Source organism: Corynebacterium pilosum DSM 20521 = CIP 103422 (genome assembly GCF_000373805.1).
GTDB classification, from domain to species: Bacteria; Actinomycetota; Actinomycetes; order Mycobacteriales; family Mycobacteriaceae; genus Corynebacterium; species Corynebacterium pilosum.
The window spans coordinates 37,620-53,707 of record NZ_KB892442.1 but is presented as its reverse complement, the minus strand read 5'-3'; the positions used below and the strand labels follow the sequence as shown (position 1 = coordinate 53,707).

Annotated in this window: 13 protein-coding genes and 1 pseudogene; 9 read left to right on the top strand and 5 right to left on the bottom strand. The window is 59.1% G+C overall.

Translation table 11 applies throughout. The annotated features are described in order from the left end of the window. Window positions 1–255, top strand: a pseudogene (locus tag B097_RS0103655) (IS256 family transposase); the annotation flags it as partial. 114 nt (window positions 256–369) lie between these two features. Here B097_RS0103655 and B097_RS0103650 read toward each other — a convergent pair. After that, on the bottom strand, window positions 370–1,179 hold the full coding sequence (locus tag B097_RS0103650) for a hypothetical protein (protein WP_147287138.1): 810 nt from the start codon (window positions 1,177–1,179) through the stop codon (window positions 370–372). Between the two features lie 183 nt (window positions 1,180–1,362). Here B097_RS0103650 and hrpA point away from each other — a divergent pair, with 183 nt between their 5' ends. Continuing rightward, window positions 1,363–5,268, top strand: a complete 3,906-nt coding sequence (gene hrpA, locus B097_RS0103645) for an ATP-dependent RNA helicase HrpA (RefSeq protein WP_018581190.1) — start codon at window positions 1,363–1,365, stop codon at window positions 5,266–5,268. Here hrpA and nrdR read toward each other — a convergent pair whose 3' ends face one another. After that, window positions 5,269–5,724, bottom strand: a complete 456-nt coding sequence (gene nrdR, locus B097_RS0103640) for a transcriptional regulator NrdR (protein WP_018581189.1) — start codon at window positions 5,722–5,724, stop codon at window positions 5,269–5,271. Between the two features lie 136 nt (window positions 5,725–5,860). Then, the gene (locus B097_RS0103635; protein WP_018581188.1) at window positions 5,861–6,061 is read right to left on the bottom strand and encodes a hypothetical protein; all 201 of its coding nucleotides are present in this window, start codon (window positions 6,059–6,061) and stop codon (window positions 5,861–5,863) included. Window positions 6,062–6,472: 411 nt separating this feature from the next. Here B097_RS0103635 and lexA point away from each other — a divergent pair, with 411 nt between their 5' ends. The 5 genes from lexA to B097_RS0103610 all read left to right on the top strand — a co-directional run bounded on the left by lexA (window position 6,473) and on the right by B097_RS0103610 (window position 11,762). Then, window positions 6,473–7,165, top strand: a complete 693-nt coding sequence (gene lexA / locus B097_RS0103630; protein ID WP_018581187.1) for a transcriptional repressor LexA — start codon at window positions 6,473–6,475, stop codon at window positions 7,163–7,165. 260 nt (window positions 7,166–7,425) lie between these two features. Further along, entirely contained in the window at window positions 7,426–8,205 is a 780-nt protein-coding gene (sugR, locus tag B097_RS0103625) for a transcriptional regulator SugR (RefSeq protein WP_018581186.1), read from the top strand. 167 nt (window positions 8,206–8,372) lie between these two features. Next, window positions 8,373–9,362 (top strand): 1-phosphofructokinase family hexose kinase, encoded by a 990-nt coding sequence (locus tag B097_RS0103620; protein ID WP_018581185.1) that lies wholly within the window; start codon window positions 8,373–8,375, stop codon window positions 9,360–9,362. Beyond that, complete coding sequence (locus tag B097_RS0103615; protein WP_018581184.1) at window positions 9,359–11,452, top strand: PTS fructose transporter subunit IIABC; 2,094 nt, start codon at window positions 9,359–9,361, stop codon at window positions 11,450–11,452. The genes B097_RS0103620 and B097_RS0103615 overlap by 4 nt, the downstream gene beginning before the upstream one ends. Window positions 11,453–11,498: 46 nt before the next feature. After that, on the top strand, window positions 11,499–11,762 hold the full coding sequence (locus B097_RS0103610; protein WP_018581183.1) for an HPr family phosphocarrier protein: 264 nt from the start codon (window positions 11,499–11,501) through the stop codon (window positions 11,760–11,762). A 55-nt stretch (window positions 11,763–11,817) separates the two neighbouring features. Here the strand turns inward: B097_RS0103610 and B097_RS0103605 are convergent, their stop codons facing one another. Together B097_RS0103605 and hflX are read right to left on the bottom strand one after the other, a co-directional pair. Next, window positions 11,818–13,116 (bottom strand): uracil-xanthine permease family protein, encoded by a 1,299-nt coding sequence (locus tag B097_RS0103605; protein ID WP_018581182.1) that lies wholly within the window; start codon window positions 13,114–13,116, stop codon window positions 11,818–11,820. Window positions 13,117–13,190: 74 nt separating this feature from the next. Further along, window positions 13,191–14,717: a GTPase HflX gene (hflX, locus tag B097_RS0103600; protein WP_018581181.1), complete on the bottom strand. Its 1,527-nt coding sequence runs from the start codon at window positions 14,715–14,717 to the stop codon at window positions 13,191–13,193. Window positions 14,718–14,829: 112 nt separating this feature from the next. On the opposite strand from hflX, the gene B097_RS0103595 reads away from it, so the two are divergent. Together B097_RS0103595 and B097_RS0103590 are read left to right on the top strand one after the other, a co-directional pair. After that, window positions 14,830–15,564 carry a hypothetical protein gene (locus B097_RS0103595; protein WP_018581180.1) on the top strand — a complete coding sequence of 245 codons (735 nt, stop codon included), beginning with the start codon at window positions 14,830–14,832 and terminating at the stop codon, window positions 15,562–15,564. Between the two features lie 7 nt (window positions 15,565–15,571). Further along, window positions 15,572–16,081 carry a hypothetical protein gene (locus B097_RS0103590; protein ID WP_018581179.1) on the top strand — a complete coding sequence of 170 codons (510 nt, stop codon included), beginning with the start codon at window positions 15,572–15,574 and terminating at the stop codon, window positions 16,079–16,081. Window positions 16,082–16,088: the final 7 nt, after the last annotated feature.

Genomic DNA, 16,088 nt, shown 5'->3' with positions numbered 1-16,088 from the left:
GAGTCGATGAACAACGAGCTACGTAAAGCCACCCGGAATCGGGTGCAGTTCACCAACGATGAGTCTGCGATCAAAACCTTGTGGTTGATGATCTGCAACATTGAGGACAAACGGGCCGCCAAGCGCGCTAAGCAGGGCAAACGGGTCGCGGCGACCAGCGGCCGGCTGATCGAGGGCAGGCGGGNGACGAACTGGAAGCAGGCCATCAACCAGATGTCTGTGGCTTACCCTGACCGCTTCGAGCCCTACCTCTAATAATCACGCCCCACACACAAACAACTTGACACGCTCCCAGCTCTCCTTCCTTGGAAAACATCGTTGGTTCCTAAGCCTAGTAGTTAAGAGAGCCCATCATCAGAAGACAGCGCGCTAACCATTTGTGCCGACTGGGATATAGCCGCAGTTAAACTGCCGAACCAAGTGACCACGGATAATCGCCGAAAGCGGCACAACCGCGAGAACCCCAAACCCGAAGGTGAGGCCGATGATCAGCTGGCTCAGCACGATCTCCACGATGAAGTACACCAGCAGTGCTAGCCAGTGTTGCCGGCCCGCCTGAATATTGTCGCCGATCGCCTCGAACACGCCACGGCCATCAGCGATGAAATAGGGAACGAGGAAGAAGAACGGGATCAGTGCTATGGGCAGCACAATGAGCCCAAGGAGGATAAGCATATCGGCCTTCGGGGAGCCCTTCGCCAATTCAAAGAGCAATCCGATCGGAAAAATCAGCACTAACGCCACCGCGACGACCCCGATAATCAGTAACAACTGGTGGCCGACTCGGGCATTGGTATAGAAATCCCGAAACCGGATCGAAGGCTCAGCCGCTTGCACCACCCCGCCCCGGTAGATCCACAAGTTCACCACTGTTGTGAGCACGACTGAGGCGACGACAAGAACAGCCATCAATGCAAAAGATAGGTTATCGGCCGCATCCGACCTTATCGGTACTACCTCACCGAAAAATATGAGAACAAATGTGAGGGCGAAGATCAAGACCCCTGGAGCGACAAGGAGGAGACCCCAGGTTAACCAGTTGCTCCTCGAAGCCCACCGCGTAAATCCATAGTTGACAGCCGCCAACACGTTGATTTCACCATCGCCTCTGTCTAGTGGGCTGTGGTCTGGCGCGTAGTGGGTGAAGTGCTGCGGGTAGTTCGGTGGCACAGTATTCACCGCCTCTGTCCTTAGTTTCCTCTTAGCCCTTCCGGGCATGTGTAGGCCATTTTCCCTGTCTTGTACAGGCGAATATGAAGCATAATGTGAAAACGCCCAGATTTCTCTACAAGTTTGTTTTAAGCTCTCTACCGGTGCTAACCATGGACCTTCGCGATCAGCGACTAGACTGCATACTCAGCTATGACTACTTCCTCTACCCCTACGCGCGACGAGCTCTATGCGCGCCTCGATGAACTCACAATTTCGGATGCCCGCCGCTTTAGCCGCCGCCTGCGAAAGGCTCGCTCCCCTCAGGCTCTCCAGGCGATAGGCAAGGATCTCGATGAGGCGGCCCTCAAGGTGTCGCTTATCGACGAAAACATCCCTGAGATCTCTTTTCCCGAACAGTTACCGGTCTCTGAGCGACGCGACGACATCATGGAGCTGATCAGCGACAACCAGGTGGTCATCATCGCCGGCGAGACCGGTTCGGGTAAGACCACGCAGATCCCGAAGATGCTGCTGGATCTGGGGCGGGGCCGGCGCGGGTTGATTGGGCATACCCAGCCCCGGCGTTTGGCTGCACGCACGGTCGCGGAGCGCATCGCCGATGAGCTAGGTCAAAAGATTGGTGATTCTGTTGGCTACGCTATCCGCTTCGATGATCGCGTGTCCGCCACTACCGCCGTCAAGCTGATGACCGATGGCATTTTGCTGGCGGAGATGCAGCGTGACCGCTACCTCAATGCTTACGACACGATCATTATCGACGAGGCGCACGAGCGTTCCCTCAACATTGACTTCTTGCTGGGCTATTTGAAGCGCCTACTGCCCCATCGCCCAGACCTGAAGGTGATCATTACCTCCGCCACGATTGATCCGGAGCGTTTTGCCGAGCATTTCGCGGACCAGGACGGCGCCCCTGCCCCCATCATCGAGGTCTCGGGCCGCACCTACCCCGTGGAGATCCGCTACCGCCCCCTGGAACAGGAGGTGGGCGACAAGGTTGTCGACATCGACATGCTGGACGGCCTCGTGCTAGCGCTAGAAGAACTGATGGCTGAGGGGCCTGGCGACATCTTGTGTTTCTTCCCCGGCGAGCGCGATATCCGCGACGCCATGGAAACCATTGAGGCGAAGAAGTGGCGCGGGGTGGAAGTCACTCCCCTGTTCGGCCGGCTTTCCAACCAGGAACAGCACCGCGTCTTTTCCCCGCACTCAGGTCGACGCATCGTGTTGTCCACCAATATTGCAGAGACGTCTCTGACGGTTCCCGGCATCCACTACGTGGTGGATACCGGTACCGCGCGCATTTCCCGCTACTCCACCCGCACGAAGGTCCAGCGACTACCGATCGAGGAGATCTCTCAAGCAAGCGCCAACCAGCGCTCCGGCCGCTGTGGCCGTGTCGCCGACGGTATCGCCATCCGCCTCTACTCCGAGGACGATTTCAATTCCCGCCCCGAGTTCACCGATCCGGAGATCCTGCGCACCAACCTGGCCAGCGTGATCTTGCAGATGATTTCACTGCGTCTGGGCAATATCACCGCTTTCCCCTTCATCCAGCCACCGGAGCACAAGGCGGTCCGCGATGGCCTCGTGTTACTCGACGAGCTGGGAGCGCTAGAGGGATCGTCGGCAAGCAAAGATGAGCCGCGCTTAACGACGATCGGCCGCGACCTTGCTCGCATCCCGGTTGATCCGCGTATGGCTCGAATGCTGGTAGAGGCCAATACCCTCGGGGTGCTGGAGGACGTGACGGTGATTGTGTCCGCTATGACGATCCAGGACGTGCGCGAACGTCCCCTAGAATTCCAGGCACAAGCCGACCAGGCGCATGCCCGGTTTAAAGACACGGAGTCCGATTTCCTTTCCAGCCTGAAGCTGTGGGACTACATCACTGAATCGCGCGATGAGATGTCCGGAAACGCGTTTCGAAAGCGGATGAAGAAGGAATACCTGCACTACATGCGTATCCGTGAGTGGTACGACTTGGTGCGGCAACTGCGTGATGTAGCCAAGCAGTTGGGCTGGCCGCGGACGGAGAATGTCATCGGCAAGCGCGATCAGGATGCTATTCACCAGTCTCTGCTGTCCGGGCTGCTGTCCAATATTGGTGCCCGCGATGGCAACAAGAAGGAATACCAAGGCGCGCGCGGCACAAGGTTCATGATCTTTCCGGGTTCCGCCTTGGCGAAGAAGCCACCGGAGATGGTCATGGCCGGTGAGCTTGTTGAAACCTCGCGGCTGTGGGCCCGCGATGTTGCGAAGATCCAGCCGGCGTGGGTAGAAAAGTTGGCGGCGAACCTGCTGAAGCATTCCTATTCGGAACCGGTGTGGTCCACGAAGCGTGCCGCGGCGATGGTGCACCAGAAGTCGATGCTGTACGGCGTCACAATCATCGCTGACCGCCTGATCCCCTATCACCGCGTGGATCGGGAAGCTGCACGCGACATGTTTATCCGCCACGGTCTGATCGGTGGCGAGTGGAATACGCACCATAAGTTCCTCAAGCACAACCAGCAGATGCTGGAGGAGGCCAGCGCCGTCGAGGACAAGGTGCGCCGCCGCGGACTGGTCGTCGATGAGGATACGCTCTTCGAATTTTATGATTCCCGCCTGCCAGACAACGCTGTCACCGGGCGCCACTTCGATTCGTGGTGGAAGAAGAAGCGTCACAATACGCCGGATTTCCTTGACTTTGATCCCGAGAAGCTTCTCGACGAGGAGCACTCGGCCAGTACGGACGCACAATTCCCCGACCACTGGCGCCAGGGTTCAGTGACCTATGAGCTGCAATATAAGTTCGAACCGGGCGACCCCTTCGATGGGGTTACTGCCTTAGTACCTGTCCCGTTGCTAGCCAACGTGGACGATGAAGATTTTGACTGGCTTGTGCCCGGGCTGCGCGAGGAGCTTGTCACTGAATTCATCCGGTCCCTGCCGAAGGCTCTGCGCAAGACGGTGGTTCCTGCCCCCGATTTTGCTCAGCGGGCCGCGCCGAAGCTGATTCCTTTCGAGGGGCGGATTACAGACCAGTTGGCTGAGGTGCTGCGTTCTTTGGGGGGCGCTGGTATCAATGGTTCCGATTTCCGTCCCGAAACACTGCCGCCCCACTTGCGCATGACGTTTGCCGCTGTGGACCGACGTGGCAAGATCATCGACCACGACAAGGACCTCAGCGCTTTACAGGCGCGACGCGCAGGCCAAATTAAATCATCCATGTCTAAGGCTGGGCGAAAGGCCGAGTCGAAGGCTGTGCGGGAGTGGACCGATGACACGCTTGGGGAGATCCCCGAAACTATCACCACGAAGGTGGATGGTAACGAGGTCGAGGCCTTCCCTGCTCTTGAGGCGACACCAGACGGGGTCAAGGTGACCGTCCATCCGACGAAGGCTGCGGCGGAGCAGTCAATGGTGACTGCAACGCTCACCATGTTGCTGCGCAAGATCTCTGTATCGGCCTCACAGATGACGAAGGGACTGCCGCTGCGCCAGCGGGTTGCTGTCGACAATTACCCGCATGGCGGTGCCGAGGGGCTTGTGGAAGATGCTCGGGTAGCAGCAATTCGTGATCTGATGTTCGATCACGGTGGACCTGTGCGCACTCCTGCTGAGTTTGATGAGCTGTTGAATAAGGTCAAGCCAGAAGTAGCGGGCCGGGTACGCCGGTCCGTCGTCGCCCTCGCTCCCGGTTTGGTCGAATATGCCAACGTGGCCGCAGAACTTGAGAAATGGGAAGGGCCTGCGATCGACGATATGCACGCACAGTTGAAGTTCCTCTTACCGCCGCATGCAATTACGGTGCATGGTACGGAGAATCTTCAGCACCTGCCTCGCTATATGGAGGCGATCAAGATCCGTCTTTCTGACATGGCGATAGACCCAGATCGCGACGCGGAGCGCCAAGATGTGGTCGACTCAGCCAAGCGTTATCTTGATGCGAAGCTGAAAAGGCTCCCACCTGCAGCGCAGAAATCGCGCGCGGTGAAGGACATTTTGTGGCGAATCGAGGAACTGCGGGTGAGCCTTTTCGCTCAAAGGCTGGGCACACCAAAGCCGGTGTCTGAGCGGCGCATCCAGAAGATGGTGGACAAACTGGGCTGATTAGTATTCGCGGTCGCGGCGCCGCATCAGCCTGATTTCTGATTCGAAGTCGTCTGCGCTTTCGAAGGATTTGTACACCGAGGCAAAGCGCAGGTAGGCGACCTCGTCAAGTGCGCGAAGGGGTTCGAGGATAGCTAAACCGATGTCATTGGCGTTGACTTGGGAACTGCCTTGGCTGCGAATCGATTCTTCAACTTCCTGGGCGAGCAGCTTCAAGGAGTCGTCGGATACATCGCGCCCTTGGCACGCGCGCCGCACACCGGTAATAACTTTGTCGCGGTTGAATGGTTCAGACAGGCCGTTGCGTTTAATGACGGTGAGAATTGCTTTTTCTACCGTGGTGAATCGACCGTTGCACGACGTGCATTCGCGCCGACGACGAATCGCGGCACCATAATCGATAATGCGTGAGTCAATGACACGCGAGGAATCATTGTGGCAAAAAGGGCAATGCACTGGCAGCTAACCTATCTGAATTGAGGAAGCGGGATCACTGTGGTTAACCCACAGTTCAAATTCTACCGTCTCCTCCTGCTCTGCTTCACCTTGGCTCTGGTCCCCGCCAAGTTCGCTGCCAGCGCTAACGGAACTCCTACCTGCGGTCGAGAGTTTGGACTTCTGCCGTGTAATCGACAGGGGCCTGATCGCCTACCTGGGCATCTTCGAACACGCCACCCATGGCTGCCCCAACGATCAGGCTAAATCCCATGAAGGAAGCGAGAAGAATTGATCGGATGGAATCGTGGCGATTTTCGAGTTGCTTTCTGGTTCCATCATCCTCTCGATGATTCACACCTCCTAAGCGTCCCTCCGTTCGATACCTCCCGGGAAGTGTTCGAACACTCTTCGTGCGATGCGTGACACTTTCAGTCGGGCTAAGATCCCATACCGACGCAGGAGGCACCACCATAGAGTGGGCACGTGGGCGGCACTGTACAGTGTTAACGTTGATTTCTTGGATCGTCATAGTTTCTTCCCTTTCATTGTGTGACTATCGTATGAAGCGATTGGGACAAACTCGAACACCAACCTCGCTTACATGTTCGAATTAGCTTCTATGTTCGATTTATAGCACGGCGAGAAAACTTTGTCCATAGTTTGTCCGTCTTCTCGAACAAACTTGCAGTTTCGTGGTACACATGTAGTAACGAAACTTTTACGGACAGCCCCAGTCCGTCTGACCCCACCCCGCTTAGGAGTAACCATGGCCCGCAAGAAGTCGGACCCCAAGAAACCAGACCCCGCAACCCTGTCCGCTAGGCAAAAGCGCATTCTCGAAGTGATTCAAGATGCCGTCGTCCTCCGGGGATACCCACCAAGCATTCGCGAAATTGGTGACGCAGCAGGCCTACAGTCGACCTCCTCGGTGGCCTACCAACTCAAAGAGCTAGAGAAGAAGGGCTTTCTGCGCCGCGACCCGAACAAGCCGCGCGCTGTCGACTTGCGCCACTTCCCTAGCGCGAACATGACTAAGAAAAAGGACACGTCACAGGACACTACCGAAGTTCCGGAGAACACCGTTCAAACAAGTTATGTTCCCGTGGTCGGGCGCATCGCCGCCGGCAACCCCCTCCTCGCTGAGCAGAATATCGATGAGTATTACCCCATGCCCACTGACATCGTGGGCGATGGTGAGCTTTATATGCTTCAGGTCGTTGGCGAATCAATGCGGGACGCCGGCATCCTCGACGGGGATTGGGTCGTCGTCAAGGCACAGCCAGTCGCCGAGGAGGGCGATTTCGTCGCCGCATTGCTTGACGACGAGGCCACCGTCAAGGAATTTCACCGTGATTCCACGGGTGTGTGGCTCCTCCCCCACAATGATGCTTTCGCACCCATCAAGGGAGACGAAGCCCAGATTATGGGACGCGTCGTTTCCGTGATGCGCACCCTCTAATCTCGCACAATCCTTTTCCACCTCTCTTAACGCGCTTCAGCCCACCTTGGCTTGGCCCGCGCTTTCATGCCCCGTAGGCGGGGTTAATCGACGGTTCTATTGGTCCCCCATAATCGCCGACTTCCTCTTAGCATGTGTCCGTCCAGTACACCCTGACGGGGGCATTCGGGCACCAACTCACATTCTCGGGCAGCGAAAGTTTGGAATACTGGACGAAAGGTAATATCCATTTTCAGCACGCAGTTTGCTCGGAGGCCCCAATGTATGCAGAGGAACGTCGGCGACAGATCGCGTCATTGACCGCTGTGGAAGGGCGGGTCAATGTCACGGAACTGGCCCAAAAATTTGAGGTAACGGCGGAAACCATCCGCCGAGACCTCGCGGTCCTAGACCGCGAGGGCGTGGTCCACCGCGTCCATGGCGGTGCGGTGGCGAGCCAATCCTTCCTCACCACCGAGTTCCCCCTGGATACCCGCTTCCGGTCATCGCCTACCGCAAAGTCGGCAATCGCCCGTGAGGCGATGAAGTTCTTGCCATCCCGTGGAGGCGGGGTTTTCCTCGATGCGGGCACAACGATCAATGGGCTGGCGGACTTGATGACCGAACACCCCGACGCCAAGACGTGGTCGATCGTCACCAACTCACTGCCGATCGCTTTGGAACTCTCCGGCGCAGGCCTGGACAATGTCCAGCTTCTTGGGGGAAGCGTTCGCGCCATCACCCAGGCGGTGGTTGGCGATACAGCGCTGCGCACCCTGGCACTGATGCGCGCGGAAGTCGCGTTCATTGGCACGAACGCACTGACCATCGACCATGGCCTCTCCACCGCCGATGCACAAGAAGCTGCGGTGAAGTCCTCGATGGTCACCAACGCCCGCCAGGTCGTCGTCCTGTGTGACTCTACAAAACTCGGAAACGATTACCTGGTGAGTTTCGCTTCGCTGGATCAGGTCGATGCAATCATCACCGATGCCGATGCACCGGAGTCCTTCATCGCTGATCTACGCGAGCAGGGCATCGACGTCCTCCTCGCCGAATGAAAACAATGTTAATTCAGACACAATTCCACAGTTTTGTGTGAATGTTCCCCATAAACCATTGCCCGATCGGAAACGATCGGGCATACTTATTGGCAGAGGCCGATGTGCCACCAGCCACGAGTAGTGGTTTCGGCCAGAAACATCACAACAGAAAAGGAACCACGACCGTGATTCTGACGCTTACTGCTAATCCCAGCATCGACGCAACACTGAGTCTCGCAGACCCACTGAAACGTGGAGAGGTCCAACGCCCCACCCACGCACAACGCAGCGCCGGCGGCAAAGGCGTGAACGTCGCCAACGCACTACACCGCGGCGGCGTGGAGACCCGCGCACTCTTCCCTGCCGCAGATAATGACCCATTCGTCGCCCTCGTCCGGGCTGCAAAGGTCCCCTTTACCAATGTTCCCATCCCCGGGTCGGTGCGCACCAACACGGCCGTCACCGAACCAGACGGCACCACCACCAAGCTCAACGAACCAGGAGCGGAGCTTAACGACGATCACCTCCGCGAGATTGAAAACATCGTGGTCGACGCTGCCGCTGACGGCTCGGCCATCGTCATGTCCGGTTCCCTTCCTCCCGGCGCACCGCTGGATTGGTACGCCATCCTCGTCGCTAAGTGCATCGACGCTAACCCTGACGCCCTCGTTGCCGTCGATACTTCTGATGCGCCCCTGCAAGCCCTTGGTGAGCGGCTAGAAGACTGCGCTCCCACATTGCTGAAACCCAATGGGATCGAGCTGGGTCAGCTCACCGGGTTTGATGGTGAGGACATCGAAAGACAAGCAGAGTCCGGTGATTTCGGACCGGCCCTCGACGCAGCCAGGCCACTGCTGGATAAGGGTGTCTCCGAAATTTTGCTCACTCTAGGCGGTGCCGGTGCAGCGCTGATTACCTCCGACGGTGCGTGGGTTGCTACTCCACCGCCAACACAGGTGGTGTCCACGGTCGGTGCGGGCGATTGCTCGCTGGCAGGCTATCTCCGCGCTCGGTCGCACGGTCTGGATTATGCCGAGTCTTTGGGCTGGGCGGTGGCCTACGGTTCTGCCGCGGCTGGCCTTCCCGGGACGGAAATCCCCGGTCCTGATCTTGTGAATTTTTCTGAAACAACTATCCGAACCATTGTCCATTCTGAAAGCAAGGACCTACGATGAGTGACTCATTAATTACGTCAAACCTCGTCAGCCTTGATGTCGACTTCGATACGACACCACGCGACGTCATCACCCACCTCGCCGACACCGTCGCCGCCGCCGGGCGTTCCTCGGATGCTGCACAGCTTGCCGCTGACGCCTACGAACGCGAAAGCAAAGCAGGCACCGGGGTGAATGGCCAAGTGGCTATCCCCCACTGTCGCTCCGCTGCCGTCAGCCAACCCACGTTGGCGTTCGCCCGACTGTCCCGCCCCGTTGACTTTGGTGGCCCAGACGGGGATGCCGAACTTGTCTTCCTCATTGCCGCACCTGAAGGTGGCGGCAAGGAGCACATGAAGATCCTCTCCAAGCTGGCGCGCGCCCTCGTTCGTGGTGACTTCATCGACAAGCTGCGGGCAGCTTCCACCAACGACGACATTGTCGAAGCGGTGCTCGCGGTCACCAACGCGGAGAAAAAGTCGTCGAAGTCTACCTCGACGGCCGCTGCTCCAAGCACGCCTGCAGAGACCGCACCCGCTCCGGCAAGCGTCGCGCCGACGATCGTTGCCGTGACCGCCTGCCCCACCGGTATCGCCCACACCTATATGGCAGCCGATGCACTCCAGCAAGCTGCGGACAAGCGTGAGGACGTGCACCTTGTCGTCGAAACGCAAGGCTCCTCCGGTGGAGAGCAGCTTGATCCTGCGATCATCGAGAAGGCGGAGGCCGTCATTTTCGCCGTCGATGTTGCAGTCCGCGACAAGGAGCGCTTCGCCGGCAAGCCCTTTATTCAAACCCCGGTGAAGCGGGGAATCAATGAGCCCGACGCCATGCTGGACGAGGCGTTGGCCGCCGCGAAGGATCCCAACGCACGACGGGTCGTAGCGGACGGCACCGCCAGCTCCGCGCAATCGGGCTCCTCGAGCAGCGAAGAAAGCTGGCCAAAGCGCATCCAACAGGCAGTGATGACGGGCGTGTCCTACATGGTGCCTTTCGTCGCAGCCGGCGGGTTGTTGCTCGCGCTGGGATTCCTTATCGGCGGTTATGACGTCGCCAACGGCTGGCAGGCTATTTCCACCGGCTATTCGCTATCGAACCTGCCTGGCAATGAGGTGCTTGTCGACGGCGCCACCGTGGTCTTCGACCGTTCTGGTCTAGCGCTCTACTTGGGCGCTGTGATGTTTGCGATTGGCCAAGCCGCGATGGGCTTCGTCGTCGCAGCGCTCTCGGGCTATACCGCATTTTCGCTGGCCGGTCGTCCGGGTATCGCGCCTGGTTTCGTCGGCGGTGCTATCTCAGTCATGCTGGGAGCAGGCTTCATCGGTGGCTTGATCACGGGTATTCTGGCCGGTGTTGTCGCCCACTGGATTGGCAACTGGAAGGTCCCTGCGTGGCTGCGCTCACTGATGCCTGTGGTCATCATCCCGCTGCTGACCTCGCTGATCGTCGGCTTGGCGATGTTCCTGCTGCTCGGCCGCCCACTCGAGGCACTAATGACTGGGCTGACCGATTGGCTGAACTCCATGTCCGGTTCTTCGGCTATTCTTCTGGGCCTGATCATCGGCCTGATGATGTGCTTGGACCTGGGTGGCCCAGTAAACAAGGCTGCCTACCTCTTCGGTACCGCTGGACTGTCCGCCGGTACGGAGGCCAGCTACCAGATCATGGCTGCGGTCATGCTCGCCGGTATGGTTCCGCCGATTGCTTTGTCCATCGCTACGTTCATCCGCAAGCAGCTGTTCACCCCGGCGGAGCAGGAAAACGGTAAGTCCGCATGGCTGCTGGGCCTGTCATTCGTCTCCGAGGGCGCGATCCCATTCGCGGCAGCAGATCCCCTGCGCGTGATCCCTTCCATGATGGCCGGCGGCGCTGTCACCGGCGCGGTGTCCATGGCCCTCGGTGTGGGCTCGCGCGCACCACACGGCGGTATCTTCGTGCTGTTCGCCATCAACCCGTGGTGGGGAGCACTGATCGCCCTGGCAGCAGGCATCGCAACCTCGACCGTGGCGGTCCTCGCGCTCAAGCAGTTTTGGCCAAACCGTGCCGTCGAGGAAGCAGCGGAAAACGGAGTGCACAACAATTCACAAGAATCCTCCGCAGTCACCGCATAATCTTCTAGACTTGACCCAGATCAACTAACGAAAGGAAATTATTCTCATGGCATCCAAAACCGTAAAGGTTGGTTCTTCGGTCGGGCTGCACGCCCGCCCCGCCACCGTAATCGCTGAGGCAGCTGGCGAGTATGACGACGAGATCTTGATCGTCCTCGCTTCCGATGAGGACGAAGAGGCGGATGCCGCGTCCTCGCTGATGATCATGGCCCTTGGCGCTGAGCAGGGCGATGAGGTCATCGTCTCCTCCGACAACGAGGAAGCCGTCAACAAGATCGCTGCACTAATTGAGTCGGACCTCGACGCTTAAGGTCCACGCTTAACGACGACCACCTGGCTTTCCTAGGTGGTCGTTTTCTTGTGTGCTAGAACCGGGCGTGCTGCTGGCCTTCGCCCAGGGTGGTGTAAGCCCACTTCATGATTGGGTACACAACGATGATGCCCACCGAACCCAAGGCGATGCCCTCCAGCGGTACCCCACCAATGGTCAACGACAGGTTGCCGATGCCCACGACCATCGCCACTGCTGCAGCAGTCAGGTTGACGGGGTTATTGAAGTTGACGTTATTGTCCTGCCAGATGCGCACGCCGAGCATGCCGATCAGCCCGTACAGCACCAGACAGGCCCCGCCCAATACGCCGGCGGGAATGGTGAAGATCAGCGCACCGAACTTCGGAATGAACGCCAGCGCGATAGCGAAAATGGCAGCCACCCAGTACGCAGCGGTGGAATACACACGCGTTGCGGCCATCACGCCAATATTTTCGGCATAGGTCGTGGTACCGGAGCCGCCGAAACCACCGGCCAAGGTCGTGGCAATGCCGTCGCCAATCAGGGCATCGCCGGCCAGATCATCGAGGTCAGCCTTCGTCATCTCGGAGACGGCCTTGACGTGGCCGACGTTTTCTGCGATCAGCACGACGATCACCGGCAGAGTGACAAGCACCGCCGGCACGGCCACAGCGGGGTCAAAGTTGGGGGTGTGGAAGGTCGGCAACCCGATCCACGGCGCCTGGGCAATAGTCTCAGCGGCATCGTCGGCAAGGTTGCCGGTCAGCGCCGCGAAGACCCAGCCGACGACCACGCCGATCAGGATGGCCAAGCGGGTGGCCATGCCGCGCATTGCCACGGTAAAGACGATGATGGTTACGAGGGTAACGGCCGCAACCAGCGGCTGCGTCTCCACATTAGATACCGCCGTGGGCGCTAGGTTAAACCCGATCAACGCCACGATGGCGCCTGTGACCGCGGGAGGCATGACAGCATCGATGACGCGCTTGCCTGCGGCTTTCACGATGAAGCCAACGATGATCAGCGCGATGCCGGTGAAGAATACACCGGTGATCTGCGCTTCAATACCGTACTGCGCCGACGCGCTCAGCGGCGCAATGAAGGCGAACGACGAGCCCAGGTAGGAGGGCAGCCGGTTCCTGGTGATTAAGAGGAAGATGATCGTGCCCAGGCCGGAGAACAGCAGCGTCGTGTTGACAGGAAAACCTGTCAGGGTTGGCACCAACAAGGTGGCACCGAACATCGCAACTACGTGTTGCATGCCGATGCCGATGGTGCGTGGCCAGTTCAGCCGCTCGTTGGGGGCAACTACTGCCCCTGGAAGAATTTTCTTACCGTCGCCGTGGAGGTCCCAGCCCAATTTATTAGTCACGAATCTTCATTATTGCCCTTCAGGCGGGAAATCAAGAATTGTGTGACTATATGGGGGTGCGCTGGGCCCGCAGGTTAATCGTCGGATTCCTCGTCGACCACAAACTCCGCGTACTGCTCCGCCAGAACATGGGGCAGGCGCACGTCGATAAGCGTTCCCTCCGCATGATGCTCTTCGGAACGCACCGTGCCCTCGTCGTGTACGTGCGAGACAACATCGCCGCGGGTATAGGGCACGAGCAGCTCAACATGCCGGTCCAGCGTGTTCAGAAACTGTTCGATGCGCGCTTCCAGCTCGTCGATGCCCTCGCGCGTAAGTGCAGAGACAAACACGAGGTTGTGTGTGTCTGCTAGGGCGTGACGCACCTCCGCCAGGGTCAAGGGATCAGCCTGATCGATCTTGTTGACCACGATGATCTCCGGTGGCGCCTGCTCGCCCGTGTCCCGGACGATATCCGAGATCACGGTGTTGACCGCATCGATCTGCTTCAGCGGGAATGGATCAGAGCCGTCCACCACGTGCAACATCAAATCCGCGTTGAGGACCTCCTCCAAGGTGGACTTAAACGCCTCGATCAGCTGCGTGGGCAGGTGCCGGACAAAACCGACGGTGTCGGTGATGACGATGGAGCGGCCATCGGCAAGCTCCGCCTTACGCGTGGCAGGGTCCAGCGTCGCGAAAAGTGCGTCTTCCACCAGCACGCCCGCGTCTGTCATCGCGTTGATCAGCGAAGACTTGCCCGCGTTCGTGTATCCCGCGATCGCGATCTGCGGCAAAGTGGATGCTTGTCGACGAGAACGCTTCACCTCGCGCGAAGTTTTCATCGACGCCAGTTCCTTGCGGATCTTCGCCATGTCCGTGCGCAGGCGGCGACGATCGGCCTCAATCCGCGTCTCACCGGGGCCGCGCAAACCCACGCCACCATTGGAACCGGCACGACCACCCGCCTGGCGCGACAGGTTGCCGCCCCAACCACGGGTGCGGGTGTACAGGTACTGCATCTGCGCCAGCGAGACCTGCGCTTTACCCTCCTTGGACTGCGCGTGCTGCGCAAAGATGTCCAAGATCAACATGGTGCGGTCAATCACCTTGGTATTTAGCGCTTCCTCCAGCGCGACCAGCTGCCCGGGCGAGAGCTCGCCGTCGAAGACCACGGTATCTGCGCCCGTGGCCTCCACGATCTGGCGCAGGTCCTTCACCTTGCCGGAGCCGATGAAGGTGCTCGGGTCCGGCTTGTCGCGCTTCTGGTATAGCATTTCGACGACTTCAGCGCCCGCCGTTTCGGTCAGCGCCGCAAGTTCGGCCATGTTGGCTTCCACTTCCGCGGTTGTGCCCTCGGTCCACACCCCCACCAAGACGACTTGCTCCAGGCGGAGTTTGCGGTACTCCACCTCGTAGATGTCCTCGGCGTCGCGTGAGCGGACAGAGTCTGAGCGCTCCACTCGTCGGAAAGCATTACGGGCCTCCAGGTCCAGTTCACCGACGGTCGGCGCGTCCGTATCTACTGCGCTGCCTGCTGCGCTCGGCTGCGGCTGATTGTCGCGGAACGCTTGAGCAAGAAGTTCGTCGTGTGTCTGGTTCTCATTCGGCACTTGGTTCATTCAATCCTTAATGTAGGTCAACGTAAATATCGGTGCGATAGCTCTTCCTTACTTTAACCAATACCTGCCCAGTTCTATTCCTTGGCGCTGCTTGGCGGTAGAGTAATCCGGTATGAGTAGTGACCTGAAAAGCATCGGCCTGAAGTACCCGAAATGGCAAGATGCCGTCGAAGCAGCGATTGCAACAAATAACCTGGCAGTCACCGGCGAAGTCCGCGGCGGTCAGCTGATCCAGTTCAACGATGGGTCAGGTGCACAGATCAACATTCTGGCGGTCGAGCCCTTCGCCACCTACGCAGGTTTTGACTCCACCACCCGCACCAACGCGCACGTGACCATGCTCAACGATGTTGTGGCGTTCTGCGAAATTCTGGACCCCTTCGGCAATGTCATCGCCAATGTAACGGTGAACCTTGCACAAGGCCCGCTCATCGCGGACGAGGATACTCAGCAATGGCAGGAGCTTGGCGTGACAGCTCTGGCGATTGAGGCGCAGACCTACGCCACCGCCGAGGAGTTCTTGTCGACGACCGGCCGGGACCTCGGCGTGATCGAATCCCCAGGGGCGCAGGCCGTCGCCGATGGCAACGGTGCCGTCGCACCTGATGCCGCGGCGCTGTTCTCCGCGCGCGTCTTGGAAGCGGAGTACCGCAACAATCAGCTGACGGGGCAGCGCTTCATCCATGCCTCAGTAGATGGGGCCTTCCCCTTCGACGTCTGTCTGCCAGATGGTGACCTGCCGCAGCGCGATAACGTGATCGCTGGTTCTGCATTGCTTACCGGTTCGCTCATCGCACCTGCCGGGTGTGGTGGCTGCGGTGGCAGCTGCGGATGCGGCGGGCACTAAAACAGTTATGGGACCTGGGGATAGTCGACGTGGGCTGACCAGCATTATTGCGCTGGCGGCCCTCGTTTTGGTGATCTCTCGGTTCAACCTGGCCATCACCGTGATGGTCATCATCGCGGTGGCCATCTGGTTTTTCTGGCCCCGGCGCGATACCCCTGAGGTGGCGTCGCTGCGCACCTCCTTGGCTATTTCGCGAGCGGACATCACCGATACCTTGGATGCTTACGACACTTTCCTACACGGCACCGATACGGAGTCGATTGCTGATCGCACGCTCTACTACCCCGCTTTGGCGCAGCCTAATGCGGATGAGCCGGCGATCGAGGAGTTTCAGCTGCGGGCCAGCTCTGCGCGCAGGTTTGTTTCGCGTATCGACGCCCACTTGGCCGATCCGTCTTTGACGAGGGCGACATTGGAAAGGCTGCTGGCGGTCACCGATGAGCGCGCGGCTGAGCTGGCGATGTCCTGGCACGATGCTCGCCGCGCCGCCCGCCGACTGGGCCCCGGCAACAAATAGACCCGCT